General features: G+C 64.3%; 29 protein-coding genes, 1 tRNA gene and 2 pseudogenes. 7 read left to right on the top strand and 25 right to left on the bottom strand.

Annotated features, from left to right (window positions below; all coding sequences use genetic code 11):
• Positions 1-56: 56 nt before the first annotated feature.
• Both QTH86_RS01415 and QTH86_RS01410 read right to left on the bottom strand, forming a co-directional pair.
• On the bottom strand, positions 57-656 hold the full coding sequence (locus QTH86_RS01415; RefSeq protein WP_286646444.1) for a hypothetical protein: 600 nt from the start codon (positions 654-656) through the stop codon (positions 57-59).
• A 295-nt stretch (positions 657-951) separates the two neighbouring features.
• A tRNA-Met gene (locus tag QTH86_RS01410) sits at positions 952-1028 on the bottom strand.
• 47 nt (positions 1029-1075) lie between these two features.
• On the opposite strand from QTH86_RS01410, the gene QTH86_RS01405 reads away from it, so the two are divergent.
• A complete protein-coding gene (locus tag QTH86_RS01405) occupies positions 1076-1291 on the top strand; it encodes a hypothetical protein (RefSeq protein WP_286646445.1) in 216 nt (71 codons plus the stop codon).
• A gap of 183 nt (positions 1292-1474) precedes the next feature.
• On the opposite strand, the gene QTH86_RS01400 is transcribed toward QTH86_RS01405, so the two are convergent.
• The 8 genes from QTH86_RS01400 to QTH86_RS01365 all read right to left on the bottom strand — a co-directional run bounded on the left by QTH86_RS01400 (position 1475) and on the right by QTH86_RS01365 (position 5161).
• On the bottom strand, positions 1475-1873 hold the full coding sequence (locus QTH86_RS01400) for a hypothetical protein (RefSeq protein WP_286646446.1): 399 nt from the start codon (positions 1871-1873) through the stop codon (positions 1475-1477).
• Between the two features lie 37 nt (positions 1874-1910).
• Positions 1911-2162, bottom strand: a complete 252-nt coding sequence (locus QTH86_RS01395) for a hypothetical protein (protein WP_286646447.1) — start codon at positions 2160-2162, stop codon at positions 1911-1913.
• 34 nt (positions 2163-2196) lie between these two features.
• Positions 2197-2745, bottom strand: coding sequence for a hypothetical protein (locus QTH86_RS01390; protein ID WP_286646448.1), 549 nt, complete (start codon positions 2743-2745; stop codon positions 2197-2199).
• A gap of 291 nt (positions 2746-3036) precedes the next feature.
• Positions 3037-3756, bottom strand: a complete 720-nt coding sequence (locus QTH86_RS01385) for a hypothetical protein (protein ID WP_286646449.1) — start codon at positions 3754-3756, stop codon at positions 3037-3039.
• A gap of 3 nt (positions 3757-3759) precedes the next feature.
• Complete coding sequence (locus QTH86_RS01380) at positions 3760-4074, bottom strand: hypothetical protein (protein WP_286646450.1); 315 nt, start codon at positions 4072-4074, stop codon at positions 3760-3762.
• A gap of 18 nt (positions 4075-4092) precedes the next feature.
• Positions 4093-4704: a hypothetical protein gene (locus QTH86_RS01375; RefSeq protein WP_286646451.1), complete on the bottom strand. Its 612-nt coding sequence runs from the start codon at positions 4702-4704 to the stop codon at positions 4093-4095.
• A 99-nt stretch (positions 4705-4803) separates the two neighbouring features.
• Positions 4804-4950 carry a hypothetical protein gene (locus tag QTH86_RS01370; RefSeq protein WP_286646452.1) on the bottom strand — a complete coding sequence of 49 codons (147 nt, stop codon included), beginning with the start codon at positions 4948-4950 and terminating at the stop codon, positions 4804-4806.
• 10 nt (positions 4951-4960) lie between these two features.
• Positions 4961-5161 carry a hypothetical protein gene (locus QTH86_RS01365; RefSeq protein WP_286646453.1) on the bottom strand — a complete coding sequence of 67 codons (201 nt, stop codon included), beginning with the start codon at positions 5159-5161 and terminating at the stop codon, positions 4961-4963.
• A 25-nt stretch (positions 5162-5186) separates the two neighbouring features.
• On the opposite strand from QTH86_RS01365, the gene QTH86_RS01360 reads away from it, so the two are divergent.
• Entirely contained in the window at positions 5187-5852 is a 666-nt protein-coding gene (locus QTH86_RS01360; RefSeq protein WP_286646454.1) for a hypothetical protein, read from the top strand.
• 74 nt (positions 5853-5926) lie between these two features.
• Here QTH86_RS01360 and QTH86_RS27090 read toward each other — a convergent pair whose 3' ends face one another.
• From QTH86_RS27090 to QTH86_RS01310, 12 genes and pseudogenes are all read right to left on the bottom strand, one after another.
• On the bottom strand, positions 5927-6040 hold the full coding sequence (locus QTH86_RS27090; protein ID WP_506555347.1) for a hypothetical protein: 114 nt from the start codon (positions 6038-6040) through the stop codon (positions 5927-5929).
• A 62-nt stretch (positions 6041-6102) separates the two neighbouring features.
• Positions 6103-6246, bottom strand: a pseudogene (locus QTH86_RS27025) (helix-turn-helix domain-containing protein); the annotation flags it as partial.
• A 698-nt stretch (positions 6247-6944) separates the two neighbouring features.
• Complete coding sequence (locus QTH86_RS01355) at positions 6945-7112, bottom strand: hypothetical protein (RefSeq protein WP_286646455.1); 168 nt, start codon at positions 7110-7112, stop codon at positions 6945-6947.
• A gap of 187 nt (positions 7113-7299) precedes the next feature.
• Positions 7300-7916 (bottom strand): annotated as a pseudogene (locus tag QTH86_RS01350) (cysteine dioxygenase family protein); the annotation flags it as partial.
• 30 nt (positions 7917-7946) lie between these two features.
• Entirely contained in the window at positions 7947-8540 is a 594-nt protein-coding gene (locus tag QTH86_RS01345; RefSeq protein WP_286646456.1) for a TetR/AcrR family transcriptional regulator, read from the bottom strand.
• Between the two features lie 173 nt (positions 8541-8713).
• Positions 8714-9508: an ABC transporter ATP-binding protein gene (locus QTH86_RS01340; RefSeq protein WP_286646457.1), complete on the bottom strand. Its 795-nt coding sequence runs from the start codon at positions 9506-9508 to the stop codon at positions 8714-8716.
• Positions 9505-10518: an ABC transporter ATP-binding protein gene (locus QTH86_RS01335; RefSeq protein WP_286646458.1), complete on the bottom strand. Its 1014-nt coding sequence runs from the start codon at positions 10516-10518 to the stop codon at positions 9505-9507. The genes QTH86_RS01340 and QTH86_RS01335 overlap by 4 nt, the downstream gene beginning before the upstream one ends.
• Positions 10515-11438 (bottom strand): ABC transporter permease, encoded by a 924-nt coding sequence (locus QTH86_RS01330; RefSeq protein ID WP_286646459.1) that lies wholly within the window; start codon positions 11436-11438, stop codon positions 10515-10517. The genes QTH86_RS01335 and QTH86_RS01330 overlap by 4 nt, the downstream gene beginning before the upstream one ends.
• On the bottom strand, positions 11435-12475 hold the full coding sequence (locus QTH86_RS01325) for an ABC transporter permease (RefSeq protein WP_286646460.1): 1041 nt from the start codon (positions 12473-12475) through the stop codon (positions 11435-11437). The genes QTH86_RS01330 and QTH86_RS01325 overlap by 4 nt, the downstream gene beginning before the upstream one ends.
• Positions 12472-14073 (bottom strand): ABC transporter substrate-binding protein, encoded by a 1602-nt coding sequence (locus QTH86_RS01320; protein WP_286646461.1) that lies wholly within the window; start codon positions 14071-14073, stop codon positions 12472-12474. Before QTH86_RS01320 ends, QTH86_RS01325 begins: the two co-directional genes overlap by 4 nt.
• 40 nt (positions 14074-14113) lie before the next feature.
• Complete coding sequence (locus QTH86_RS01315) at positions 14114-15277, bottom strand: acyl-CoA dehydrogenase family protein (RefSeq protein ID WP_286646462.1); 1164 nt, start codon at positions 15275-15277, stop codon at positions 14114-14116.
• 31 nt (positions 15278-15308) lie between these two features.
• Entirely contained in the window at positions 15309-16493 is a 1185-nt protein-coding gene (locus QTH86_RS01310; protein ID WP_286649367.1) for an alkene reductase, read from the bottom strand.
• A gap of 303 nt (positions 16494-16796) precedes the next feature.
• Between QTH86_RS01310 and QTH86_RS01305 the strand changes: the two genes are divergently transcribed.
• Positions 16797-17141, top strand: a complete 345-nt coding sequence (locus QTH86_RS01305) for a ketopantoate reductase C-terminal domain-containing protein (RefSeq protein ID WP_286646787.1) — start codon at positions 16797-16799, stop codon at positions 17139-17141.
• A 561-nt stretch (positions 17142-17702) separates the two neighbouring features.
• On the opposite strand, the gene QTH86_RS01300 is transcribed toward QTH86_RS01305, so the two are convergent.
• Genes QTH86_RS01300 through QTH86_RS01290 form a run of 3 tightly spaced genes read right to left on the bottom strand, consistent with a single transcriptional unit; the run spans position 17703 to position 20266 of the window.
• The gene (locus QTH86_RS01300; protein ID WP_286646464.1) at positions 17703-19100 is read right to left on the bottom strand and encodes a DUF5666 domain-containing protein; all 1398 of its coding nucleotides are present in this window, start codon (positions 19098-19100) and stop codon (positions 17703-17705) included.
• Entirely contained in the window at positions 19097-19933 is an 837-nt protein-coding gene (locus QTH86_RS01295) for a DUF6502 family protein (protein ID WP_286646465.1), read from the bottom strand. Before QTH86_RS01295 ends, QTH86_RS01300 begins: the two co-directional genes overlap by 4 nt.
• Positions 19934-19972: 39 nt before the next feature.
• The gene (locus QTH86_RS01290; protein ID WP_286646466.1) at positions 19973-20266 is read right to left on the bottom strand and encodes a hypothetical protein; all 294 of its coding nucleotides are present in this window, start codon (positions 20264-20266) and stop codon (positions 19973-19975) included.
• 626 nt (positions 20267-20892) lie between these two features.
• Here QTH86_RS01290 and QTH86_RS01285 point away from each other — a divergent pair.
• The 4 genes from QTH86_RS01285 (at position 20893) to QTH86_RS01270 (ending at position 23743) form a co-directional block, all read left to right on the top strand.
• A complete protein-coding gene (locus QTH86_RS01285) occupies positions 20893-21135 on the top strand; it encodes a hypothetical protein (protein ID WP_286646467.1) in 243 nt (80 codons plus the stop codon).
• A gap of 3 nt (positions 21136-21138) precedes the next feature.
• Complete coding sequence (locus QTH86_RS01280) at positions 21139-22536, top strand: glycosyltransferase family 87 protein (protein ID WP_286646468.1); 1398 nt, start codon at positions 21139-21141, stop codon at positions 22534-22536.
• A gap of 91 nt (positions 22537-22627) precedes the next feature.
• On the top strand, positions 22628-23068 hold the full coding sequence (locus QTH86_RS01275; RefSeq protein ID WP_286649366.1) for an IS3 family transposase: 441 nt from the start codon (positions 22628-22630) through the stop codon (positions 23066-23068).
• Positions 23069-23476: 408 nt separating this feature from the next.
• On the top strand, positions 23477-23743 hold the full coding sequence (locus tag QTH86_RS01270; protein WP_286646470.1) for a hypothetical protein: 267 nt from the start codon (positions 23477-23479) through the stop codon (positions 23741-23743).
• Position 23744: the final 1 nt, after the last annotated feature.

The following is a 23744-nucleotide window of genomic DNA, read 5'->3' as shown; positions in this document are numbered from 1 at the left end:
AAAAAGCCGCCAGTTGGCGGCTTGATTGAGTCGGCTGTAACACCACTGGGACGGCATCAGTCGAGGGACTGCATTTGCTCAACTAACCCACGGACCATTCCGTCGACTTCAATTTCAGCGGCCAAGAGTTCGTTATCAAGCACCCCACCATCTTCAAGCGCGGGCCTGCCGGGAACGCAGAATTGCAGGGCTTGTGTGACCAACCCGCTGTAATTCGTCAAAAGCCTTCGCTGAGAGGTGTCGATGAATACACTGACCGAGTAGATGGCATCGCGCAGCGCCCTACTTCGTGCGTGGATCTCCTCGAAGCGCTCCGCAGTCTTGTCGTCCATGTCGACCGCCTGTGTGATGACGTCTGCGTAGAGACCCAGCGTTGCCTTGTGAAGGGTGCTGTACGCCTCGAATTTCATTTCAAGCACGCGAAGCGCGCCAGTTTTTTTTACTTCCTGCCCTGCCTTGCTTCGCTCTGTCGCTGCGATCAGCGATACCCGATAAGCCTCGAGGTCCAACTGATACTGTGCTTTTTGCGCTTCCAGATCCTTACTCAACCAGTGGCTGATCTGACCCTTCAGCAGGAACGCCAGGGCGGCAAGGAGTGCAGTAGTGCCCGCGCTGCTCGCTATGACAGTCCAAAGAAATTCGGTTACGTTTCCCATGCTCGCCTCCTCCGGTGAGCATAGCGGGGCCGGACACGCCGCCGGCATCCCTGGGAGATGGGTGTACAGCCGACGGCGGACACGGGGCGCACCGTTGACCCGACGGGTAGGCGCTGCGGGTTGAGCAAGACGGCAGACGGCAGCGAATGTGAATGCTGCACGCCGAAGAAAGCGCTCAGGGGAAAGATTCGGAAGCCCGGCGATGCGGGCGGCGGTCGGGGCTAGGTCTTGTGCGCGAAATCCTCACGCGGCGCCATGAGCGCTTTGACATCACCCGACCGGCTGTCACAGAAAGTGGTTGCGATGGCCCGATTCGAACGGGCGACCTCAGGGTTATGAGCCCCGCGCGCTACCAGGCTGCGCTACACCGCTGAATAATTGACCTGCCGGCGTCACACCGTCGCCCACGGGAGAATTGAATGAACGATCACCAGATGCCGACCGCCGTCAACCTGCGACTGTTCGCCCTGACCGCTGCAGTGGCTTCGATACTGAAGCACCTGCCTGCAGCCAAGGACGAATTGCTCTCGATTGCTGCCAGCCTTGATGACGCCCCTCCGGTCGCCGTGTCCGACGAGCTCCTACAAGGATTCGCTCAGGAGATCCGCGACGTCGTCGCAGGCAAGTGGAAGTAGGCACGAAGAAGCCACCTCGGCGGGTGGCTTGAATCTGAAGGCACCTGTCCATCGAAGGGCGAGCGCGCTGTGTTGCAAGCGTGACGGTCGATGTAGGCTGGTGCCGTTGTACGGGTGGCGACAGCTTCAGCAAACTGGTCCGGTCCCGATGGGGCGGCGATTGTATGTAGAGTTTCGAAACCGTCAAGTAACGATGTCCGAAACCTCATGGCCAAGTCGATAGCTGACTAAGGCGCGCAGTGCCGCCTCGAAAAAATCTGAACTGCAGTACCAACCGCCACCCTTGGGAAGCGGCGTACCGGGCACATGCTCGACCGCTGCCATGACGAAGTCGCCGAGGAACGGGCTCTCCTCGTGTCTTACCGTAAATTCAACATCGACCACCACCTTCGCAAAATCATCCGGTGCGGACGACGGACTGAAGACTGAGTATTCGTCCAAGGACCCCTTATCCCGCACTGCCAAGGGTGGCGCCAACTGCCCAAGCCTGACCACGACTGCAAACGCCGGATGGATGTCCAAGTCCATCGCGCGCGCCGTCCAGTAATCAAGAAGCGTTCCGCTCAAGTTTTCAACTTGCATGGCAGTACCTTGTGGTGATGCCGAAGTATCCAACACGTCAGCTGCGCGTGGCCGAGCTGATTCCGCCGCGCGCCTGGTTCAGCGCCTTCTCCATCTCGCCCAGCAGCCGGCGGCCCTCCCACCCGTGCGGGATGTCGGTGTCGCCCGAGCCCTTGCACTCGCCACAGGCCCGCGCCGAGTGGCGGTTCGTGCCGGGGATCAGTTCCCACTTTCCGCCATGACAGACCGGGCAGGTGTGGTGCAGCCACCAGGACACGATCGCCGCGCCCTTCGTGTGCGCGCTGTCCATGCGCAGCAGCCAGCCCTCTTTCGCTTCAGACTGGCTAGCCCACGCTCCTGCGCAGGGTGGAAATTTGCGCGTCCAAACTTGCGCTGTAGTCGAGCCCAGGCTCTTCGTAGTCAAAAACTGCTGTAGGCAGCCAGCTGGCCCACGCATCAACCAGCAGCGCGATCTCTCGCACCGCCTTTACCGCCTCGCCAGATGGGAAACCTTCCACCTTGAGAGAGTTAAAGAACGTCAACTCACTCTTGACGTGATCGCAAATGGCCACCGCAATCTCGCGCTTAGTTTGATCCTCAGCATCCAGACAGCTAGTCGCATTTTGCAATTCCTCCATCATTGCCTCAGCGGTTGCAATATGCGCCGCAAGTACGCGCGCTCGGGCGGCTTTTTCGAGTTCGCGTTGCTGCCGCAATCCTTGCCGATGCTGTACGTACGCCACACCGACTGCAGCCGCAATCGCAAGCACCGAGAAAAGCGCTTGCGCCCAACTCGACCACTCGGCCTTCGTCATGCACAGCGGCCACCAGTCCGTCCAGAACCAAAAGAGACAATACTCAGGGGTGGGCGGGAGCTGCACGGTGGTATTCATAGCTTGGAAAAGATGGAGTCGGCGGCATCGTAGCGTGGAGAGGGGCCGCCCGATGAGCCCCCGCTTCAACTCACTTGCCAGCTTGATCGCCCAGGCGGTATCTCACCTGCGCAGCCAGCACTGCCAGCCCCCGAGCTACAGCCCGCAAGCCACGGTGCGCTGCACAAAGTGCGGCGGCACCCTTCCGTATCTTGTATCGGTCACCGGCAAGACCTCGGGCCGCTGCTCAAGCGCGGGGTGCGTAAGGTGGAACGACCTATGACCCCGGCACGCCCACTCGCCATGCCGGTCTCACTTTTTCTTTCCAGCCTTGAAAGGCGGGAATTGTGTCCTGTCAAATTCGTCTTCTCGAAGGATCTTCTTGTCGAATCGATCATTAGGGACATCGAGGTAAAAGCAGAGAAGCTTTGCTGCATCCCGGAAAGCAATTGCACTTTGAGTAGCTACGCTTGTAGCGACGAAGACTTTTTCAGCGGTCACCGCATGACCAGCGGCGAGCTCGCCTTTGACAGTGTCGAGCAGGGTCGAGAGTTGAATCTTTGTAGTGCAGCCCCACGCGAGGTAAGTCGCTGCCTCTGGCGCCGCTTCAGCCAAAACAAGCAGTTGGTTTTCGGTGGGGATGACGAGGGAGCGAAGCGTATCGGCCGCCGCGTTGCTTTTGAGCTGTGCTACGGCACTCGAACTGCCAAGGTTTTTGGTCACCATACGCAAGAAGGCGATAAGGGGCGGCATCATCTCCAGCACTCCATACGCCACGACGTCGGCGCGCGCCTTTCTAATCGAATCGCTTTCAGCTCGGTCACTGTGCCGTTGCCACATGGCAATACCTACGGCAACAAGGATCGCCAAGATCGAGCCAACGGCTTGAACCCATGCTGGCGCGTCAGCGCGATCGAGCCATTTACCGATCACCCCCCAGCCTGGATAAATGGCCAGTACGAGGCCGCCAAAAAGCAGCACGAGTGCCGCCATTCCGATGGCCGCGCCTGGCGTGCCCAATTCTTTACGCATTACCTACTCCTCCAGGTCGAACTGCATCTGCAGGTCGCGAATGATCCGCGCGATATCGGCGCGGTGCATGGCACGGCTGGTGAGCACCGGAACCGTCCAGTTCGGGCCGCCCTCGCCCGGGTCCATCCAGACCACGCCGCCGCGGTGCACGTCGGTCTGTTGGCCGTGGGCGAAGTGCCAGACCCGGAGGAGCGCGGCCAGGTCTATAACGGCTCGCACATCGGCGATGAGGAAGGGGGGCGTCTGTTCGCCAGCCCCAATGGCGGCACCGGCGATCGACATGGCCCTTGCGGCATGGTTCGGCGTCGCGAAGGTCATGACCGAGCTGGCGCCCAACTACTGCGGCTTCGGATTGGAGAGAGTTGCAGCGTGACGTCCGACCCGTTCAATTTCGACCTCGCAACGCCGTTGAAGGTCTCGAGTGCGCTCCAACCATCCCCTTCTAAGAGGAGGCGCGCGAGTAAAAGCCTCCTCGCCGTAGGCGTCGTATCGCTCGCAAAATTCGATCAGTTCGCCCAAGACTCCCTCTGCTTGGAGCAGAACATCCACGGCTTCAGCAGTTGGCAACTCAAAAACTGGAAGGCGCCCGATGACATCTCGGTGACGCCGCGTCCTCTCAAGAAGCGCAGCCACGTTGAAGTTAGGGTGTGCAGCCCAACGAAACGCGTGGCAGCAAGACTCTATTTCCTTGAGGACACCGCGCAACACGCCGAGCCGCACCGACGCAGCGACTCGTTGTCGCTTGAGTTCATTCTGTTCGCCGCGAGTCGCTTGCCACGTCGCAATACAGACGGCAGCCAAGATCGCGACGATCGAGAAGATCGCCTGCACCCAAGCAGCGAGCCTCTCGTGGCTCTCCATCCAAACAAGCATTGGCCCCAAACCGGCAATGGCCACGATGCAGAGGGCTGTACCTGTCCAGGTGGCGATCAAAAGCAATCCGTTCATCGCTCAATCAGTTCCAAAGTAAAGCTTCATCCACCTCTGCCAAATGACGAGTGTCACGTGGAGTCGATCATCCTCGCGCTGCGCGTTAGTGGGCATATGTTAGGTTGGCTCGCCCGGGCGGGCGTTTGTCCAGCGCACGCTGGCGGTGTGCACGTCCGTAGCCTGGCCGCTCAGCTCGAGGATGCGCTCGATGTGCTCCAGCAGCAGAGCCTTCAGCTGCTCGGCGGTGCGGATCGGCTTGGCCATCGCTCCCTGCCTATGGCTTCCAGTGCACGAAAGGCTTGCTCTTCTCGAGGAACACCTTGTGGAGGGCGTCCATCTCTTCGATCGCCACCTGGACAGCCCGCTGGTCGTAAGGCTCTCCGCGCTGGATCTGCTCCATCAATCCGTCGTAGACGGCGCGCTGCGCCTTCATCGCCTGGTAGGCCGCAAAGAACTCTTCCTGTTGGATCGACATCCCGACTCCTTGTGAAAGCCACAGTATGACGATCACCGCCTTCCCCCTGTCCTGGCCGCCGGGCTGGCGCCGCACCGAAGACGACATGCGCGAGTTCGGCCGCTTCGGCGTGCGCCGGCAGACCGCCGGCCGCTCCTACGCTTCGCTGCAGGACATCAGCGTCGCCGAGGCCAGCCGCCGGCTGCTCGACGAGCTGGAGCGCATGCGCGTACAGCGCGACTCGATCATCCTGAGCACGAACCTGAAGCTGCGGCTGGACGGCCTGCCGCGGTCCGACCAGGCCGCGCCGAAGGATCCTGGCGCTGCGGTGTATTGGGAAGACCCGTACAACGGCCAGCCACGTACCATGACCATCGACCAGTACACCAAGGTCGAGCAGAACATCGCCGCTCTCGCGGCAACGATCGAGGCCATGCGGGCGATTGAGCGCCACGGCGGCGCCATCGCTCTGGAGCGTGCCTTCACGGGCTTCACAGCCCTGCGGGCACCCATCGTGGCAGGCATACGGCGCGACTGGCAGGTGGTGCTCGAGCTGCAGGACCTGCTGCTTCCCACGCGCGAGGACGTCGAGAAGGCATATCGCCGGCTCGCCCTTGAGCGGCACCGGTATCGCCTTTCTCGCCTTCGCCTGGTCGGGGTACCCGGTCCTCCTTGGCCGTCGCCTTGTGCGACTGCTCCTTCAGCCACCTGACCGCTGCGTCGTTCCTGGTCCTTCGCGGCCTCTCGCCAAGCTTGACGATCCGCCACAAGTCGGACTTGAACCGATCATGGTTCTTGCGCGAGGGCTTTGTTGGCAGTCCCAGTAGTTCGGCGTACTCGCTCCCCATTGGGAGCGATGAGGTCGACCCACCAGACACCGCCGCGTTTGCGTAGTGACATTCCGATTCCTTTCTCAGTGTCACTTGCAACGCTTGCCGGGGAACAGCATACCGTGAGCGAATGTGCTCGGCCAGGTCCTCTTCAAGGAAGACCCAGGCACGGTCGATCTTCGCGCCGGGGATCTTTCCAGCCTTGGCACGCGCGCGAAGCTCCTGAGGATGGCAACGCAGGAATGCAGCGGCTTGCTTGAGGTCGAAGGTCTTCACGGCGGCGTTCCTTGCTGACGCAGCAGCACAGCTTCGCGGGGCACTCGCAGCACGCAGACAGGCCCGCAGCAACACAGGTCGAGCGTGATCCCAGCGTCGGAGATTCGGAACCCATCCGAGCGCAGCACATCAAGGGCTGTCGAATCCATAACGCCATCGAACCGCGGATCAATGGTCAACTCGCGAGCGACGACGCCAATTCGCTTACCGCGAAGAGCATCTTGAGTCGCCCGACAACGCCGTCCCCCATGCTGCTGCGATCGAATCGGCTGCGTCATCCACGCCAGTGCGAGCACATGTCAGTTGGAAGAGCCCGTATTCGCCGCCGCGCGCTGCGATGTACGGCGCAGGTCCCCTGCTTACGTGGCCGCAACTCGCCCCACACAACTCGAAAAGTCGGTCGCCGGGATCGTGAAGAAGTGTCGGGGCGGTGTGTAGCTGGCCGTATCCATTCGAAGGCCTCGCTGCGCAAAGCCGAGCTTGCATTGGTCTCCCGCTATCAGGCTGACCAACTCGGGCACGAAGTCTGCGGACTTGTTCCCGAACTCACCACTGCCCTGGGAATGGCAGCCCACTGCCGCACACCCGGTCGCAATGTTCACATCTACCCGATTCTTGGTAGACAAGTCCTGCAAGAAGGCTTCCACGAACGCTCAGTACCCATCATCAACTTTTGAATCGGCGTCTCGCAAAGAGAATCACCCGATGACCCAAACATTGTTCTCGCCCTGAAGCGCTGCATTGAAGCTTGCCCACCGCGCGGTGATGGCGGCGCTCACCCGGATGCTCGCCAGGCCCTCAGTCATTGGCGTCATCGCGAGCTGCAGGCGGTGGACTTCGAACTTGCGGCCGATCAACGGCTGCAAGATGGCGGCGAGCCGCGCTGATTGGCAAGAGAGTTTATGAATAGTCGATCGGCTGCCTGAACAGGCTTCACTTCAGCGTTGTAGAGGTCGCCTTTCGAGGAACCGTCTTGAAACTCTGACTAGAGTCGTTAGCGTCTTCGACGCCAAGGCCAAGCCTACAGCGGTCTGAACGCATTCCCGCACTACGCAATTCGGCCGAGCGATCCCACAGATTCGGCAGTTCGGTATTTGAAAAGCCGGATACAAACGTCTTGCGACCACCTTCGTCAGGATAGGTGTGTCTCCGGACGGCACCGATATTGGTGCCATAGACATGGATGCTGATCGACACACGATCGTCGAAAAAATTGCGGACGCGATGCACGTCACCCACAGTAGGCGAAACATGTTCGATATCGCCAGGCACTAGGCGAACCGCCTGCCCCTTCGGAACCATGCGACCGTCACGCTCAGCATAGGTGTGACTTTCTTCCGCGCCGCGCAGCATGCCGATCAGTCCCCAGACGGTGTGATCGTGCACCGGCGTAGATTGTCCCGGCCCCCAGGCGAAGCAGACGACTGAAAAGCGCTCTGTCGAATCTGCATGGAGCAAACTCTGCTGGTAGTACGTGGGATGCGGCTGTGCGCATGTTTCGGGAAGCCAGTCATCGCGCGAGACCACTTTCGAAGCAATGCCCCATCCTCATCGAAGATCGTCTTCTCGCTGGGTGCGGAGTCCAGCAGATGGCCGAATTGCACGACGAACTCGCGCAACGGTGCGATAGCGGGTGCGGCCGATGTCTTGCTTGCGGTAAGGGCATTCAAGAGACCTCCGGAGGGAGGGTCAAGTGATGATCAAAACTGAGGCGCCGACGCGTGAAGATCCGAGCAGCTCAGAATCATCTCCGCGCATTCCTTCGCGACAAGCGCTGCCTTCGGGTTTCGTTGCACCAGGATCTGCGCCATGGCGCCGTCGTACAGAAGGTTGAGCTGGGCCGCCGTTTTGGCGGGGCGCGGCCAATCGGATGGAAGGAGCGACACGAACAGGGCAAGCACCGCATCCTTGTGGGCACGCGCAATCCGACGCACTTCATCGGACACCTCGTTCTCCGCGACAGCGAGCATGAAAGCGCAACCCCGGAAATCGGGCGATTCCGCCTTATCGTGCAGCAGTTCAAAGACCTTCAGAATGCGCGCATGCCCCTTGGGCCGCCCCTTGCCGATACCGCTCTGCAGCGCCTCCATCACCCGGTCGTGACGGCGCTGCAGGCACGCCGCCACGAGTGCGTCCTTGCCCGAGAAGTAGCGGTACATCGTCGCCTTTGCGACGCCAGCTTCAAAAATGATGCGATCGACACCCACCGACTTCGTGCCCTCCTTGTAGAAGAGCGCGCCTGCGGTGTCGATGATGTGATCGAGGATGGTGGTCGATGTAGACGTCATGGTCATGGAACTTCAGCTTTCGAGCCAGGCGTCCTCGAGCGAGTCGTAGCGCCCGGCCAATCGCGGGTTGCGCGTTTGGCGCTTGCGCGAGTGGACAGTCAAACGGTGATTTTCCGGCAAGGTGCAACCTGGACGGTTGCGACGGCGCGGCGATGTCCTTTGCAATGGGCTCGCTGCGCTCATAGGCCCGCCGCCAGTAGTTCGCGGGTGTAGGCATGTGCGGGTCGGTCGAGCACCTGGTGCACCTCGCCGGTCTCCATGAGTTCGCCGTGGTACATCACGGCGATGCGGTCCGCGATGTACGACACCACCGACAGGTCGTGAGTGATGAACAGCAGCGCGAGCCCGCGTTCGTTCTGCAGGTCGACCAGCAGGTTGAGGATCTGCGCCTGCACCGAGACGTCGAGCGCGGACACCGCCTCGTCGCAGATCAACAGCTGGGGTTCACCCGCCAGTGCCCGCGCGATGCCCACGCGCTGGCGCTGGCCGCCCGACAGTTCGTGCGGCCGCCGCGAGAGCACGTTGGCCGACAGGCCGACCGCGTCGAGCAGCGCCGTCGGCGCAGCGGCCGCCGACTGGCGCCGCTGCGCGTCGCGCGCGAGCAGTTCGATCGGCTCGCGCAGGATGCGCTCGATGGTGAAGCGTGGGTCGAAGGCGGCGGCACTGTCCTGGAACACCATACCGACCTGACGCCGCTGTGCGAGCGACCGGGCCGACGCCGACAGCGGCACCGGCTCGCCGCCCAGGGCCAGCGTGCCTTGGCGCACCGGGACCATGCCCATCAGCGCGCGCGCGAGCGTCGACTTACCCGAGCCCGACTCCCCCACCACCGCCAGCACCTCGCCCGGATGCACCCGCAGCGAGACGCCGCGCACGGCATGGACGCGGCCGTGCCGACCATCGAAGCTCACGTGCAGGTCGTGCGCAGCCAGCAGCGCTGGTGTCGCTCCTGCGGCCGAAGCAATGGCCGTCATGCCAGTACCTCCAGCACGGCGTCCAGCCGGCCTTCGCTTGCCGCATGGCACCAGACCACGCCGCGGGTCACGGGCAGCGCGTCGGGCGCGACCGTCTCGCAGCGCTGCGTCGCGAAGCCGCACCGACCGGCAAAGGCGCAACCGGGACCGGCGTCGCCGGGCGACGGCACGCGCCCGGGGATCTCCGCCAGCCGGGGGCGCAGTGCGCCGGCCGGCCGGGGCCGCGGGCGCGCCGCCATCAGCGCGCGCGTGTACGGGTGCACCGAACCGTCGAGCAGCACGTCGCCAGGCCGGTCCTCGACCGCGCGGCCCGCATACATCACCGTCACCCGGTCGGCCCAGCGCGCGACCAGGTTCAAGTCGTGCGTGATGATGACCAACGCCATGCCGCTCTCGCGCTGCAGGCTGCGCAGCAGCGCCAGGATCTCGGCCTGCACCGTAGCGTCGAGCGCGGTCGTGGGTTCGTCGGCGATCAGCACCTCGGGGCGGTTGGCGATGGCGATGGCGATCAGCGCGCGCTGGCGCATGCCGCCCGAGAGCTGATGCGGATAGGCCGCGAAGCTGCGCTCTGGGTGCGGCAGCTTCACCCGTGCCAGCAGTGCCACCGCTTCCTCGCGGGCCTGCTGGGTGCTCGCCGGGCGGTGGGCGTGGATGGCCTCGACGATCTGCTCGCCGATGGTGAGTACCGGGTTCAGGGCGGCCATCGGGTCCTGGAACACCATCGCAATGCGGCACCCGCGCCTCAAGCGCCAGCCCGCCTCGTCGAGCGCGGTCACGTCTTCGCCGAACAGCTCGATGCTGCCGCCCGACACCTGCACGCCGTCGGGCAGCAGGCCGGCGAGCGCCAGCGCGGTGAGCGACTTGCCGCAGCCCGATTCACCGACGATGGCCAGTGTCTCGCCGCGCGTGACTTCGATGTCCATGCCGCGCACGGCCGGCACGCGGCGGCCGCCGGAGCGCACCGAAATGACGAGGCTGCGCGCACGCAGCACGGCAACGGGCCCGCTCATGCACGCACATCCCGGCGCAGGTGCTGCGTCAGCCCGTCGCCGATGAGGCTCAGCGCCATCACCGCGAACACGATCGCCGCGCCTGGAATCAGGGTCATATAGGGCGCGTCGAGCAGCGCCTCGCGGGAGGCGCCGATCATCCCGCCCCAGCTGACGCGGTTGCTGTCGCTCATGCCGAGAAACGCCAGCCCCGCTTCGGTGAGCACCGCGAGCGCCGTGAGGATGGACGCGGCCACGATCACCGGAGCGAAGGCGTTCGGCAGAATGTGCGTGAGGATCACGCGCGTCCGACTGCCGCCCATCACCGCGCAGATCTTCACGTAGTCGCGCTCGCGCAGGGCCAGGGTCTCGGCGCGCACCAGGCGCGCCACCATGGTCCAGCTTGTGACGCCGATGGCCAGCACGATGTTCTGCAGCTTCGACCCCATGATCGAGACCAGGATGATCGCGAACAGGAAGTGCGGAATCACCTGGAACAGCTCGGTGAAGCGCATCAGCAGGTGGTCGAGCCAGCCGCCGAAGTAGCCGGCCAGCAGGCCGATGGCCGTGCCCAGCACGGTGGCGATGAGCGTGGCCGAGAGCCCGACCAGCAGCGACACGCGCGCCCCATGCATCAGGCCGGCCGCGATGTCGCGGCCCATGATGTCGGTGCCGAGCGGGAACTGCGGGTCTTCGAAGGGCCGGACGAAGGGCGCGCCCGCCAGGTCGAACGGATCGCCGGGATACAGCCAGCCGGCGGCGAGCGCGACGATCAGCTGGATGCCCAGCAGCACAGTGCCGATGCGCAGCGACAGCGGCCATTCGCTCCAGGCGCGCCAGGGACGCCGAGCCCGGACAAAGCGCACGGGCGTAGCAGCGGCCACGGCGGGCGGCGGCCGCTTGGCGAGTGCCGAAAGGGTGGTGCCGGTGCTGGTTTTCATTGGAGCCTCACACGCGGGTCGAGCACGGCGTAAAGCAGGTCGACTGCCAGGTTGACGAACACGACCAGCGTGCCGCTGCAGAGGATCAGGCCGGCCAACAGGTTGTAGTCGCGCTGTTGCATCGCTTCGAAGGCGAGGCGTCCCAGGCCGGGCCAGGCAAACACGGTCTCGACCAGGATCGCGCCGCCGAGCAGTGCACCCGTCTGCATGCCGATCACGGTCACCAGCGGCAGCAGCGCGTTGCGCAACACGTGGCGCAGCGTGATGCGCTGCGCCGACAGGCCCTTGGAACGTGCGGTGCGGACATGGTCCTGCCCGTAGACCTCCAGCATCGCGCCGCGCGTGAAGCGGGCATAGATGGCGGCATGCAGCGCGCCGAGCGTGATGGCAGGCAACACCAGGTGCCGCGCGACGCTCAGCGCGTGCGCCCAGGCGCCGTCGACGCCGTAGGGGTCGACGAAGCCGCCGACGGGCAGCCAGCGCAGCGCCACTGAGAAGATCAGCATGAGGCCGATGCCCAGCAGGAAACCCGGCGTCGCGTAGATCAGCAGCGCCACCACGCCGATGACGCGGTCGGCCGCGCGGCCGCGGCGCGCCGCCGCCAGCGCACCGCCGGCGACACCCAGCACCACCGCCACCGTGAGGCCGGCCGCGGCCAGCAACAGCGTCGGCCCCAGTCGTGCGCCGATGAGCGCCGTGACCGTGGCGTTGTTGCGGAACGAGAAGCCCAGGTTGCCGCTCAGCACGTTCTGGATGTAGAGCAGGAACTGCATGTACAGCGGCTGGTCGAGGCCAAAGCTCTGGCGCAGGCTGGCCAGATACTCGGGCGAACCGCCGCCCGCCTCGCCCGCCAGCACCTGGACCATGTCGCCCGGCGCGAGCTGCAGTAGCACGAAGGCCGTGAGCAGGATGAGGAAGAGCGTCGGCACCATCTGGGCCACGCGGCCGACCACGTAGCTGCGCCCTCGCCCGCGAGAGGGCACGCAGCCTAGCGCCGCGCCGACCACAGAGGCGTCAGCGGCGGCGGTGGCGTTCAAGGTGCGAGCCATACGTTCTTCAACGACTCATAGGAGCCGTCCGATCCCTTGCTCAGGCCGCGCAGCCGCGCTGAGGCGACGGTGTACATGCGGTTCTCGAGCAGCGTGAAGCTAGGGAGGTCCGTCTGCGCCAGGCGCTGCACCTTCTTGTAGAGCTCGATGCGGCGCTCCTCGGTCGGGGCCTCGTGCGCCGCCTCGATCAGCCCGTCCATCGCAGGGTTGCTGTAGCCCGCACCATTGGACCAGGGTACGTCCTTGAGGATCGTCTTCGACCAGAGGAGCCGGTCGGTGCCGATCTGCGGGTCGCCAAACCCTGCGATGTGCGTGACGATGAAATCGAAATCGTTCTGGCTGTAGACGCGACGCATGAACTGCGGCAGGTCCTGTCCGCGGATCGTCACGTCGATGCCCACGCGGCGCAACGACTGCTTGATGAACTCCGCATAGCGCAGGTAGTTCTCGCCGAAGGGCAGCCAGTCGAGCGTGACCGCCAGGCGCGTGCCGTCGCCCTTGCGCGGGAAGCCGGCTTCGTCGAGCAGCTTATCGGCCTGCTTCACGTCAAAGGGATAGGTCGGCAGGTCGGTCGTAAAGAAGCGCGTCTGGGTCGACAGCACCGGCGATGTGCCCGGCTTGGCGAAGCCGCGGGTCGTGACCTTCGACATCGCGGCGAGGTCAATCGCATGCGCGACCGCACGACGCACCCGCACGTCGTTGAACGGCGGCTTGCGCACGTTGAACTCCAGCACGTTGCGCGACGCCAGCCACTCGTAGCCGTGGAAATCGACCTGCAGGTTCTTGTTCTTCTGGGCGCGTTCCAGGTCGTTGACCGAGATCGGGCTGAGCACGCCATACTGGACCGAGCCGGTCTCGAAGGCGGCATAGCGCGCGGTCGCGTCGGGGATGATGCGGTACACCACTTGGTCGAGGTAGGGCTTGCCCGCGTCCCAGTAGTCGGGGTTGCGTTCGAGCACGATGCGGTCACCGCGGACCCACTCCTTGAAACGGAATGGCCCCGTACCTACCGGCTTGGCGTTCCAGGGGTTTCGCACGATGTCCGTGCCTTCATAGAGATGTTTAGGAACGATCTGCGATTCGGCGCTGTTCAGCGCGCTCAGGATCACGCCGGAGGGGTTACGAAGTTTCAACACCACGGTCAACGGATCGGGCGTCTCGATCGCTTCGACTGCGGCAAAGGTGGAGCGTGCACGCGGATGCACCTTGAGCCACACCTCCTCGAAGGAGAACTTGACGTCCGCCGAAGTGAATGGCTTACCGTCGTGCCACTTGACGTTCGGACGCAGCCTGAAGCGGATCTCCTTGCCGTCCTTGCTCACATCCCAGTTTGTCGCGAGTTCAGGCTCGAGCTTGAAGTTCTCGCCGAAGTGCAGGAGGCCGTCGAAGATCTTGGTAGAGATGGCCGCCACCGCGCCCTGCTGGTTGAAGGCGGCGGTCAGCACGGCAGGCTCGCCGGGGTTCGACACCACGACCAGTGTGCCGCCACGCACCGGCGTCTGGGCCTGGACGGGCGCCTGCAACGTGATCGCGGCAATGGACAGCAACAGGCTGCGCCAGGCAATGGCTGGAATTAAAGTTCGCATCGGGAGGTTCGGATCGAGAAAGAAGAATCGTCAGCGGCGATCAGACGCCGAGTGCGGCTTTGCCGACGTTCAGCAGCACGGTGTCGGCCTGAGGTGCATGCACGCGGCCGCACAGCGCGTCACGGTAGTGCCGCTCCAGCGGATTGGCGCGGTCCAGGCCATGATTGCCGGTGGCCGAGAGCGCCAGGTCAAGGATGCGGATGGCGTTGCTGGTCACGGTGTACTTGACCTGCTGCGCACGCAGCGTTTCGAGCCTCGGGGAGGCATCGGCACGATGCGTGGCGTCGTCGATCAGCGTGCGGTTGATCAGAAGCAGCGTCTCGATCTCGCCCACGATCGTTTGCAGCCGCGGCACGGTGGCCAGCGCGGCGCCGAGGTTGGCCGGCTTGCGGTCGTGCAGGAAGCTATGCAGCCAGTCGCGTCCGGCGCGTGCGATGCCGTCGTACAGCGCTGCGATCAAAAGGCCGTTCCAGACCTGCACCACGGCCTGCCGCGCCTTCAGCTCGGGGGCGCCCGGCGGGTGGAAGCCCAGGGCGTACTCAGCCGGCACTTTGACGTCGACCATCTCGATCTCGTGGCTGGCGGTGGCGCGCAGGCCGGCATGGTTCCAGGTCGGCTTGACCGTGAGGCCGGGCGCATCGCCGGGTACCAGCACCGTGCCGAGGCGCGGCGCATCGACGGTACCGGTGCGCGCACCCACCAGCCACCAGCGCACGATCGGGCTGCCCGTCGCATAGGCCTTGCGGCCACTCACGCACCACGTGCCGTCGGTCTGCTGCGTGGCCACGGTGCCTGGCAGGCCGCCGCGGATCACCGACCCGAGTTCGGGCTCGGCCTGCAGTGCATTGAGTACGCCGCGGCCTTCGACGGCGGCTTGGGTGATCGCGTCGTAGCCCTGTGGCTGGTTGCGCGCGAGCGCGTGGTGCATCAGGTAATTCATCGCCAGCAGCAGGCCGGTAGAGGCCTCGCCCCCGCCGACGGCGCCGACCACGCGGGCGGCATCGGCCAGGCCGCCGCCGAGCCCGCCGTGCGTGACCGGCACCGTCAGCGCGAGCAGGTTCAATCCACCGAGGCGCTCGAAGTTTGCATGCGGGAAGCTGGCTTGCTCATCATGCGCGGCGGCCGTCGCGGCGAACTCGGTGCGCAGATCGGCGAGGAGCTCGTCGCTGATGCGTGCGAGCGGCAGGGGGTCGGAATGGCCCATGGGATGTGCTTTCTTGAAAGGAGCGGCGATGTCACGCCGCCGCGATATCGGACACGGCGGCCTCGGAAAGGCGCTGTTCGGACAGCGTCGGATAGTCGATGTAGCCGCGCGGTCCGCCGCTGTAGTAAGTCGAAGGGTCGGCCTCGGTGAGCGACGCCTTCTGCCTGAAGCGCTCGGGCAGGTCGGGGTTCGAGATGTAGAGGCGACCGAACGCCACGGCATCGGCCAGGCCCTGCGAGAGCACCTGCTCGGCGGTCTCGCGGGTGTAGCCGCCGTTGAGGATCAGCGGGCCTTTGAAGAGCGGCCGCAGGATCGGCGCGAGAAACGGATCGCCCGGGACCGGGCCAGGACCTGTGGCCTTCGAACTGGGCTTTCTGGAGAGGCGGAGGTACAGCGGCACGAAGGGGTCTTCGTCGTGCGTCGTCCCCTCCAGCATGTGCAGGTAGGCGATGCCACGGCGGTCGAGTTCTTTCACCACGTACGAGAAGGTTCCCACCGGGTCCGAGTCGCCGATGCGGTCGGAGCGAAAGTGCGGCGAGATGCGCACGCCCACCCGATCCGCACCGAGTTCGGCGATGGCTGCATCGACGATTTCCAGCAGGAAGCGCGCGCGGTTTTCCACCGGGCCGCCGTAGGAATCGGTGCGCCGGTTGGTTTCGTCGCGAAGAAACTGGTCGATCAGGAAGCCGTTGGCCGCCAGGATCTCAACGCCGTCGAAGCCGGCCTCGCCAGCTCGGCGGCAGGACGCGCGAAAGTCCTCGACGATTGGTGCGATCTCGTGGAGCTCGAGCGCGCGCGGCACCGGGAACGCCTCCAGCACTCCCGCGGTCAGGATGCCGCCGACCGCCGCGATGGCCGACGGGGCGACGGGCAACTCGCCCGGCGGCAGCGTCGACAGCAGGGCCTTGCGCCCGACATGGTAGAGCTGCTGGAAGATGATGCCGCCAGCGGCGTGCACCTTGTCGACAACCCGCGTCCAGGCGTGGTTCTGCAGGTCGGTGTGGTGCGCCGAGGCGTTGGCCCGCGTGGTGCTCTGCGGCGAGATGTGGCACCCCTCGGTAACGATCAGCCCCGCCGAGGCGCGCTGAGCGTAGTAGATGTCGACCAGCTCGGTCGGTGCGCGGTTCGCGTCGGAACGCGCACGCACGAGCGGCGCCATGATCACGCGGTTGCGCAACACGTGCGATCCCAGCGCCAGGGGTTCAAGAAGCTTCATGACATTCCGCGGCATTCGCCGGTGAGATTTCGGAAGGCAAGAAGATAAGACAGACCGGTCTGTCTATTTAGAAGGATTGCGTGTTTGCTTATGCGGTTGATGGAGGTGGCGGAGATTCACCCGTCCAGGGCTCGCTGAGTACACCCGAATGCGAAGGTGTGCCCATCAATCGGTGAAGCGCTCCCTGCCTGGATCTCGGCTTTTCCGTACGAACCTCCAACGGGACGAGTGGGAGGTCGACGCCAGCGTGCGCGAGGGCATCACGACCAACGCCAGCGGATCGAGGTGTCAACGTAATCGGACATCCTCGCCACCGAGGACGGTGCGGTGCTCATGCGCCAGGCGATGGCCGAGTGCCGGGCGGTGGCCGCCGCAGAGGGTCATGCCCTGTCCGAAGCAGACGTCCAGCGACTCGAAGGGCGCCTCCTGGATGCTCGATCGACCTGGGCGGCCTCGATGATGCGTGACATCGCCTCGGATTCGCCGCGGCTGGAATCCAAGGCGATTGTGGGCGGCATGCTGGAGCGTGCGAAACGCCATGGCTCCGACAGCCCGCTCACGCGCGCCGCTTACTGCCATCTGCAGGTCTACGAAAGCCGTCGCAGGGACCGCCCCGGGGCCGTAGGCGGCCTCGCTGACGCTGGGTGAGCGCGCAAGACGCCAGGCGCCCGTCTAAATTCGGCGGCTATTCTCAGGAATGCGGCTCATCCGATGAGTGCTCGCGGCAGTGGGTGCTTTCTGAATGTCGCGCGGGTGCAAAACCGATCGCGTCCATTGTGCGACACGGAGAGGAACATCCGCTGCAATTTGGTCCCGCAATCACGCGCTTCCCGCTCCATGCGTCGGAGCAAGGCGATCAGCCTACGCATCTCGTCGTGTTCGGCAAGACTTCCGGAGGGACCTGATCGCTGCTTACTGCGCGCAGCGCTGGATAGAAGATCCCTTCTTCCAATTGGGCATGCACTTCGAGGGCGGTGCAAATGACAAGCACGAGGCCCTTTTTGACGCGGCGTGGAGCACGCTTCCTTGTACTAATGAAACATAGAGAAGACGTTCGTGTGATCCAAGCGGATCATGTTCGTCGCAGATGGAAGGAGCTCGGTCAGCACAAGCTTGGTTGCAACTGCGATGCATGGTCCGGCAAAACGCTCCACAGCTCCGCAGAGGAATCGGCAGCGCCTCTGAGGTCTGTATCCACTCTCCGCGCGGTCAATCGAAGGCGACCTGGGTCGCGATCAACACGTCGCTAACGATTCGATCCCCAGTGATCGTGACCTTGGCTCCGTCGTCAAGGCTCGCCGCTGAACCACTGACGAATCGAACCCCGGCACCGCTGGCGTCCACCCGCTGGCCCTTCACCTTGAAGTCGGCGGCCGACTTGAAGGCGCTGATCGTGCCCATGGCGGTGAACGAGGCCGTACTGGCACCACCCGGCGTCTTCTTGATCCTGATCTTGGTCGCGACCAGCACGCCGTTGGCGACCGTGCCGGCCACATCCAGTTCGACCCCGTTGCCGATGGCCGCGAGCGGGCCGCCGGAGACCTGCGCTGAGGAGGCATCCACCGGCGTGCCCAGCACACGGAAACTGCCGGGGCCGCTGAAGTCGGTGACCACGCCGCCCAGCTGGCGCCGCGTGCCGTCCCTGAGCGAGACCGGATACCAGAGCTCGACCGAGGCCGCTTCCAACGCGCTGGCGGCAGGCTGCGCATTGGCGCGCACCCGAACGTTCACGCCAGCGGTCAGGCCGGCTGGAAGATCGTTCGGCCTGAACAAGATCACAAGGCTTCCTAGCTGGAACCGGCCGTTGCCCAAGTCCAGGTTCTGCACCGTGCCGGTGACGATGGGCGCGTTCACCGGCTGGTATTCCACACGCGTCGCCCGTAGGAGCCCTGGGCCGGCCGGCAGGCCCCACACCTGAAGGGTCATGCCAGGCGCGACGTCGCCCAGCCCTGTGAGATTGCCCCAGACGGTTGTTGCATCGGTGTTGATGGTCGTGCCGAGGACCGTCAGGTTGCCGGTCGCCACGTCCACGGCAGTGACCACGCCGCGTGCGTCGGCGGCCGATTCGACCTCCGTCGCATTGCCGGCGGTGAAGTCCGCATTGGTCGCTCCGTTGACCTTGACCGTCATGCCTAGCTGAAGTGCTGGTGCGTCGCGCAGCTTCAGGACGGCGCCGGTCGTGCTGTACCGCACGCCGTTGACGATGATGCTGGCCACCCCGCCGACGCCACCGACGCCGGAGTCACCGCTGTCGCCGGCCGAGGCCGATGCGCCGGTGCCACCAGATCCCACGCCGCCCGTGTCGCCGGCTGAGGCGGACGCACCGGTCCCGCCCGAACCCACGCCGCCCGCCGAGGCGGAAGCCTCGCCGCCGCTGCCGCTCGATCCACCGACGCCCCCGCTCGCATCAGAGCCCGCGCCGCCTTCGCTGCCCGAGCCCGTCTGGCCGGCAAAGCCCCACTCGGGCGCGCTTGCATCCTTGATGCTCGAGATGCGCTGAGTACCGGCCGACGTGCCTTCACCAGAGCCACCGCCGTCGCCGCCGCCACAGGAAAGAACGAGGGCAGTCGACAGGGCGGCCAGACCACGCAGGAGAATCTTGTTCATCGCTGCGAATTGTCGGAGGGCACCTCGTCGGAAGACGTATCACCCGGTGTCCATGCGTCCTCTAAGTACGTATAAATGCCCACTCGCATACGAGCTGTTGCGTTCTCGCCACCGGCATCGACAGCGGTTCTCATTTCATGCGCGAGTTCATGGTGCAAGGTGGTCCAGCGGGCGCGTACGAGTTGGTGAATTTCTTCGCAAGCTTCGATCGGCAAGCCGTGCGCGAAGATGGAACGCTCCAGCAACGGTGGGCGTTCCCCAAGGATGTTCGACACCGATGCGTTCAGGTGGTCGCGCCCGTTGTCGGCGAAGAAGGCCAACATACCGCCGAGGTCGTTGGCTGGAATGAAGCCATCGGCCTTCAGTTTGACGCGATCCCCGTTCTCCGCCACCATCCCCAGACGAATGAGCTCGGCCAGGATCGTGCGATGGTGGACATTGCCGCGGCTGCCAATCCAGGCCATCGACTCGAAGGACGGAATCTTTCCCTCGGCCACGATGGGCAGAGTGCGCAGGGTCTCGTTGTCAGTCGCCATCTCCAGCCAGACCGTGAGGGTCTTGGCGGCCGAAGAGAGCTCGGTGGGCGCAAGGGGATCACGTGGCGTGCGCACCCGGGTGGTGACGGCCTTGCGGTTGATGCCGGTCGTGATCGACAGCTGGCTGATGTTAGGTCGAACGCCCTTGGCTTCCCAAGATTTCTGTGCCTCGTCCAGCAGCAGGTCGTTCAGCAGTTCCTGCAGGTGCGGCTGTTTCAGTCCCATGGCCATCGCCAGCTTGATCACTGGCCGCAGCACGCGTGCACAGGCGGACAGTGCAAGAGCGAGCTGGTTCACGGTGTGCGGGTGCGGTTGGTGATGGGATAAGGCGGGTGGTCAGTGCAGCAGGGCTATGTTGTCGGGAGGGCCGAACAACATGGCAGCTGCCGTCTTGATCCAGCCAGCTTTGGGCGGCACGCTGGGCTGGGGCAGGCTTTGACGCACGGCCGACGCTCCATTTGCTCCGTAGAGCTGCTGGTACTGACTCATCCGTTTGGCAATTTCCATCGTCCGGGCCGAGGCACCGGGCTCACGCCGCCGCAACGCGTCCATGCCCGCAATGTACTCGTTGGTCAATTCGGACCAGTCAGAGAAGGCATGCCCAAGGATGAAGGGCTGTTCGCGATGCATTTTTCTGAGTCTCCGAGGCTGTGTGTTGTTGTAAACAACTGTATGTGAAAGATTCACATTTGTCCAGAATGGCGGCAGCGGCAGATCTGAAATGAGAGCGTGACTTCTTCGGCACTCAGCAATCCGCGTCTCGCACCCTCCGAGCTTCGCTATGGGTGCTGCTCAAGCCCCTTGCGCTGGTCGACCGTGCGTGACATGGCCTGGGTCTCAAATCGACAATTGCCAGCAAGAGATTCGAGGCCGCAAGTTTCACTATCTGCGAGACGGGGATGAGCCTAGAAGGTCGCCAGCTCACGACCGACCCCAGCCGAAACATCGCAGCTGCCTTGTCCTAGTTCACCAGCTTCTGTGCCGGAGGCCATCGGCTGGGCTTGATCTTGGCCTTGAGGACGTTCATGGCAGGGTTCTCCGCGCTTGCACCTGAAGCGGCTTGCCGCAGCCGTGGACGGAATATCGCAGCCGTGCGATAGCGCCTATGCGCTAGGTGCCTACCCAACCTAAACGGCGCGGACAGGCGCGCCGAGCAAGGAAGAAGATAGTCCTTTTGACTACATGCATGCGGCCCCGTTCCCGGCAAAAATCGCCAGATGTGAAGTATTCACATACGACAGAGGTATTCCTATTCGATGTCCGACGGGCGTTTTCAACTTCAATGGGGCTTCCGCTTCCTCGGAAGCAAAGGCGGGAGTTCGCTCATCGCCGAAGTCAGCTATCGGGAGCAAGTGGTGTGCCGTCTGTCACTGCAGGCCCGAGACATGAGCCCCGAAGAAGCCCGGGCGGTGCTGCTGACCAAAGCCGTGGCCTGGATCGCGGACTATCAGAAACGCGACCACGCGGGCGATACGGCCTTCGGCGACATCGCGGTGTAGGTGATGAACACGCCCAGCATTGGTCAGCGCGCGCGAGGCGGAACCCTGCGGCGCTGGACCGTCGGTCTCTTCCTGGCGTGGGAGACGCCGCATGCGTGGTTCCTCATGATCGCGACCTGCCTGGTCGTGGACGGGCTGGTCGGATGGGCGACCGGCGCGTTCTCGGACAGCGCGCTGGCCTATGCGTTCGGCTTCTTCTCCATGACTGTTGGCATGGACTCGTGGGGGCCGATGTTGCGCGCACTCGCCCACCTGCACGGCCCCTCCCCTGGCGACGTCTACGGCACGTTGTTCTTCACGGAACACATCAAGTTCCAGTACCCGTTGACATCACTACCGGGCCTGGAATTGCTGGCCGCGAATCCGTGCCGCTGCGTGAGCCCGGTGCGGGTGATGTGGTTGCTCTCGAAGCTGTCGGTGATCGGGACCGGCGTCGTGGCCGTGCTGCTTTTGTATGGCGCTTCGCCGGGCCGGGCGGCCGGCGGCCTAGGGTACGCGCCAGCCGCACGCCCTCCCCGTCGCGTGCTTGTGCTGGCCGGGGTCGCATCGCTCGCCTTCTACCCGCTGACCCGCGGTGACCACCTGGGACAGATTCAGACGCTGATGACCTTCGTCGCGGCGCTGGCCCTGTTGGCACAGCAGCGCGGACGGCCCATGGCGGCGGGTCTGCTCATCGGCATCTGCTGCACCATCAAACCTCAGTGGGCCTTCGCCATCCTGTGGGCGGTGATGACGCGCCAATGGTGCTTCGCCGGCGCAGCGGCCGCCGTGGTCTCGCTCTTTTGCGCCGGAGCCATGGCGCGCTACGGCTGGCAGAACTTCTTCGGGTACCTGCCCGTGCTGAAGCAGGTCGCCCTTCACGGCGAAAGCTTCTACGCAAATCAATCCATCAACGGCTTGCTGCACCGGCTGCTGTCGAACGGAAACAACCTGGAATGGCTCGGCCACGCCTTCGCACCCTTCCATCCGGCCGTCTACCTCGCCACGGTCCTCAGTTCGGTGGCCTTGCTGGGCGCAGTCTTCTTCACGGCCGGTACGGCGGTCGCTCGCGTCGAGCCCCTGGCGCTGGTGGTGGCGACGCTGACCCTCGCATCTCCCATCGTCTGGGAACATCACTACGGCGTAATGCTGCCGATCCTCGCGCTGGTGTTTCCGACGTGGCTGGCCTCGCGCGGGCGGCGCTGGGGGGCGCTCGCGCTGCTGGGAACTGCCTATTTTTTGATCGCCACGAACCTGTCGCCGCTCGCCAACGCCACGGCCACGGGGCCGATGAACTTCCTCCAGTCCTATCAATTCTTTGGCGGAATCGTCTTGCTGACGGTGTTGCATCGCACGTGCTGGCTGCAGCAGGGAGCGACCCGGATTCCCATTGCCTCGCTTCGCCGCGCGGACGGCGGCTGAAGCGGTGACCAACCCGGTGCTCGAAGTCGACGCGATGCGCGAGGTGCTGAAGGAAAAATAGTGGCCGCAAGGTCGTGCGGCAGTTGCAGGGTTGGGCCTGAGCGAGCGCCGGGCACTGAAGCTGGTGGGCATGAGTCCCAGCACCATGCGCTATCGCCCTTGCAGCGACGGCAACGCCGGCCTGCGAGAGCGCCTGAAGAAGCTTGCGGGCCAGCATTGCCTCCACGGCTACCGAATGCTGCACAGTCGGCTGAGGATCGACGGCTGGATGATCAACGTCAAGCGCACGTACCGGGTCTACCGTGAGGAAGGCCTGATGGTGCGCAAGCGACGGCGCAAGAAGCTGAGGGTGCCCGAGCGTCAGCCGCTCGTGCGCCCGATGCAACCCAACGAGGTGCGGAGCATGGACTTCGTGTTCGATGAACTGGCCAGCGGCCGGCGCGTGAAGACGCTCACGTCCTTCTTCCACCAGTTTTTTCAGCAACGTGAACAAGGCACCGTTGTCCGCCCTCCACGGCGGAAGATCGAGTGACGCTTGGAAGGCCAGGTCCACGCCGGCCGCATCCGCCAAGGGTTGTAAGTAGCTGCCGATCTCATCCAGGAGGGCTCTTGGCTGCACACTGCCGAAGCGATAGTTCTGCGCCTCACGGGACTCGGTCAGTATCAACAACTGCTGCACCTGACGACCCACCCGCTGCACGTCCCTGAACAGCGTTGCACGACTGCGAAGATTGGGCTCCGTTTCAAACTGCGCGCCGATCAACGCCAACGGCGTTTTGAGCTCGTGAGCTGCGGTAGCAAGGAACTCCTGCTGCAATTCGAAACCGCGTTCGAGGCGGTCGAGTGCGCTGTTGAAGCGTCGCACCAGAGGCCGGATCTCTGACGGAACGCGCGCCTCGTCCAGCCGCGCATCGAGCACCTCGGGAGTTATGCGCGAAACTTGTGCCGAGGTTTCGATCAACGGTCTGAGCAGGCGCGTCAGCGTGATGCTGGTGATGACGATCGCCACCAGGAGAAGGACTCCGCCGCCGACCAGCGCGCCGGACCCGACCAATGGCAGCCAGAGATCGTTGCGCAAACGATCGTTCAGACGCTGGCTGGCGGCGAACTGCACCAGCCAGCGCTGCCCGTGGTGCTCGACGGCAACCGTTCGTCCTCGCAACGCAATGCCATCAAGACTCGTCACGAAGACGCCTTCTTCGGCTGAC

Source organism: Variovorax sp. J2L1-78 (genome assembly GCF_030317205.1).
Taxonomy (GTDB): Bacteria; Pseudomonadota; Gammaproteobacteria; order Burkholderiales; family Burkholderiaceae_C; genus Variovorax; species Variovorax arabinosiphilus.
The sequence above is the reverse complement of the archived record's forward strand: the minus strand, read 5'-3'. Positions and strand labels throughout refer to the sequence as shown.

Bases quoted from the DNA above. Each gene is read 5' to 3' on its own strand.
- QTH86_RS01370 (WP_286646452.1), bottom strand. From the start codon at position 4,950: ATGGCCAAGCCGATCCGCACCGCCGAGCAGCTGAAGGCTCTGCTGCTG.
- QTH86_RS01395 (WP_286646447.1), bottom strand. From the start codon at position 2,162: ATGGACAGCGCGCACACGAAGGGCGCGGCGATCGTGTCCTGGTGGCTG.
- QTH86_RS01285 (WP_286646467.1), top strand. From the start codon at position 20,893: ATGTCCGACGGGCGTTTTCAACTTCAATGGGGCTTCCGCTTCCTCGGA.
- QTH86_RS01300 (WP_286646464.1), bottom strand. From the start codon at position 19,100: ATGAACAAGATTCTCCTGCGTGGTCTGGCCGCCCTGTCGACTGCCCTC.
- QTH86_RS01280 (WP_286646468.1), top strand. From the start codon at position 21,139: ATGAACACGCCCAGCATTGGTCAGCGCGCGCGAGGCGGAACCCTGCGG.
- QTH86_RS01385 (WP_286646449.1), bottom strand. From the start codon at position 3,756: ATGCGTAAAGAATTGGGCACGCCAGGCGCGGCCATCGGAATGGCGGCA.
- QTH86_RS01380 (WP_286646450.1), bottom strand. From the start codon at position 4,074: ATGACCTTCGCGACGCCGAACCATGCCGCAAGGGCCATGTCGATCGCC.
- QTH86_RS27090 (WP_506555347.1), bottom strand. From the start codon at position 6,040: ATGTCACTACGCAAACGCGGCGGTGTCTGGTGGGTCGACCTCATCGCT.
- QTH86_RS01365 (WP_286646453.1), bottom strand. From the start codon at position 5,161: ATGTCGATCCAACAGGAAGAGTTCTTTGCGGCCTACCAGGCGATGAAG.
- QTH86_RS01345 (WP_286646456.1), bottom strand. From the start codon at position 8,540: ATGACCATGACGTCTACATCGACCACCATCCTCGATCACATCATCGAC.
- QTH86_RS01335 (WP_286646458.1), bottom strand. From the start codon at position 10,518: ATGAGCGGGCCCGTTGCCGTGCTGCGTGCGCGCAGCCTCGTCATTTCG.
- QTH86_RS01360 (WP_286646454.1), top strand. From the start codon at position 5,187: ATGACGATCACCGCCTTCCCCCTGTCCTGGCCGCCGGGCTGGCGCCGC.
- QTH86_RS01330 (WP_286646459.1), bottom strand. From the start codon at position 11,438: ATGAAAACCAGCACCGGCACCACCCTTTCGGCACTCGCCAAGCGGCCG.
- QTH86_RS01405 (WP_286646445.1), top strand. From the start codon at position 1,076: ATGAACGATCACCAGATGCCGACCGCCGTCAACCTGCGACTGTTCGCC.
- QTH86_RS01375 (WP_286646451.1), bottom strand. From the start codon at position 4,704: ATGAACGGATTGCTTTTGATCGCCACCTGGACAGGTACAGCCCTCTGC.
- QTH86_RS01400 (WP_286646446.1), bottom strand. From the start codon at position 1,873: ATGCAAGTTGAAAACTTGAGCGGAACGCTTCTTGATTACTGGACGGCG.
- QTH86_RS01315 (WP_286646462.1), bottom strand. From the start codon at position 15,277: ATGGGCCATTCCGACCCCCTGCCGCTCGCACGCATCAGCGACGAGCTC.
- QTH86_RS01290 (WP_286646466.1), bottom strand. From the start codon at position 20,266: ATGCATCGCGAACAGCCCTTCATCCTTGGGCATGCCTTCTCTGACTGG.
- QTH86_RS01390 (WP_286646448.1), bottom strand. From the start codon at position 2,745: ATGAATACCACCGTGCAGCTCCCGCCCACCCCTGAGTATTGTCTCTTT.
- QTH86_RS01320 (WP_286646461.1), bottom strand. From the start codon at position 14,073: ATGCGAACTTTAATTCCAGCCATTGCCTGGCGCAGCCTGTTGCTGTCC.
- QTH86_RS01415 (WP_286646444.1), bottom strand. From the start codon at position 656: ATGGGAAACGTAACCGAATTTCTTTGGACTGTCATAGCGAGCAGCGCG.
- QTH86_RS01310 (WP_286649367.1), bottom strand. From the start codon at position 16,493: ATGAAGCTTCTTGAACCCCTGGCGCTGGGATCGCACGTGTTGCGCAAC.
- QTH86_RS01340 (WP_286646457.1), bottom strand. From the start codon at position 9,508: ATGACGGCCATTGCTTCGGCCGCAGGAGCGACACCAGCGCTGCTGGCT.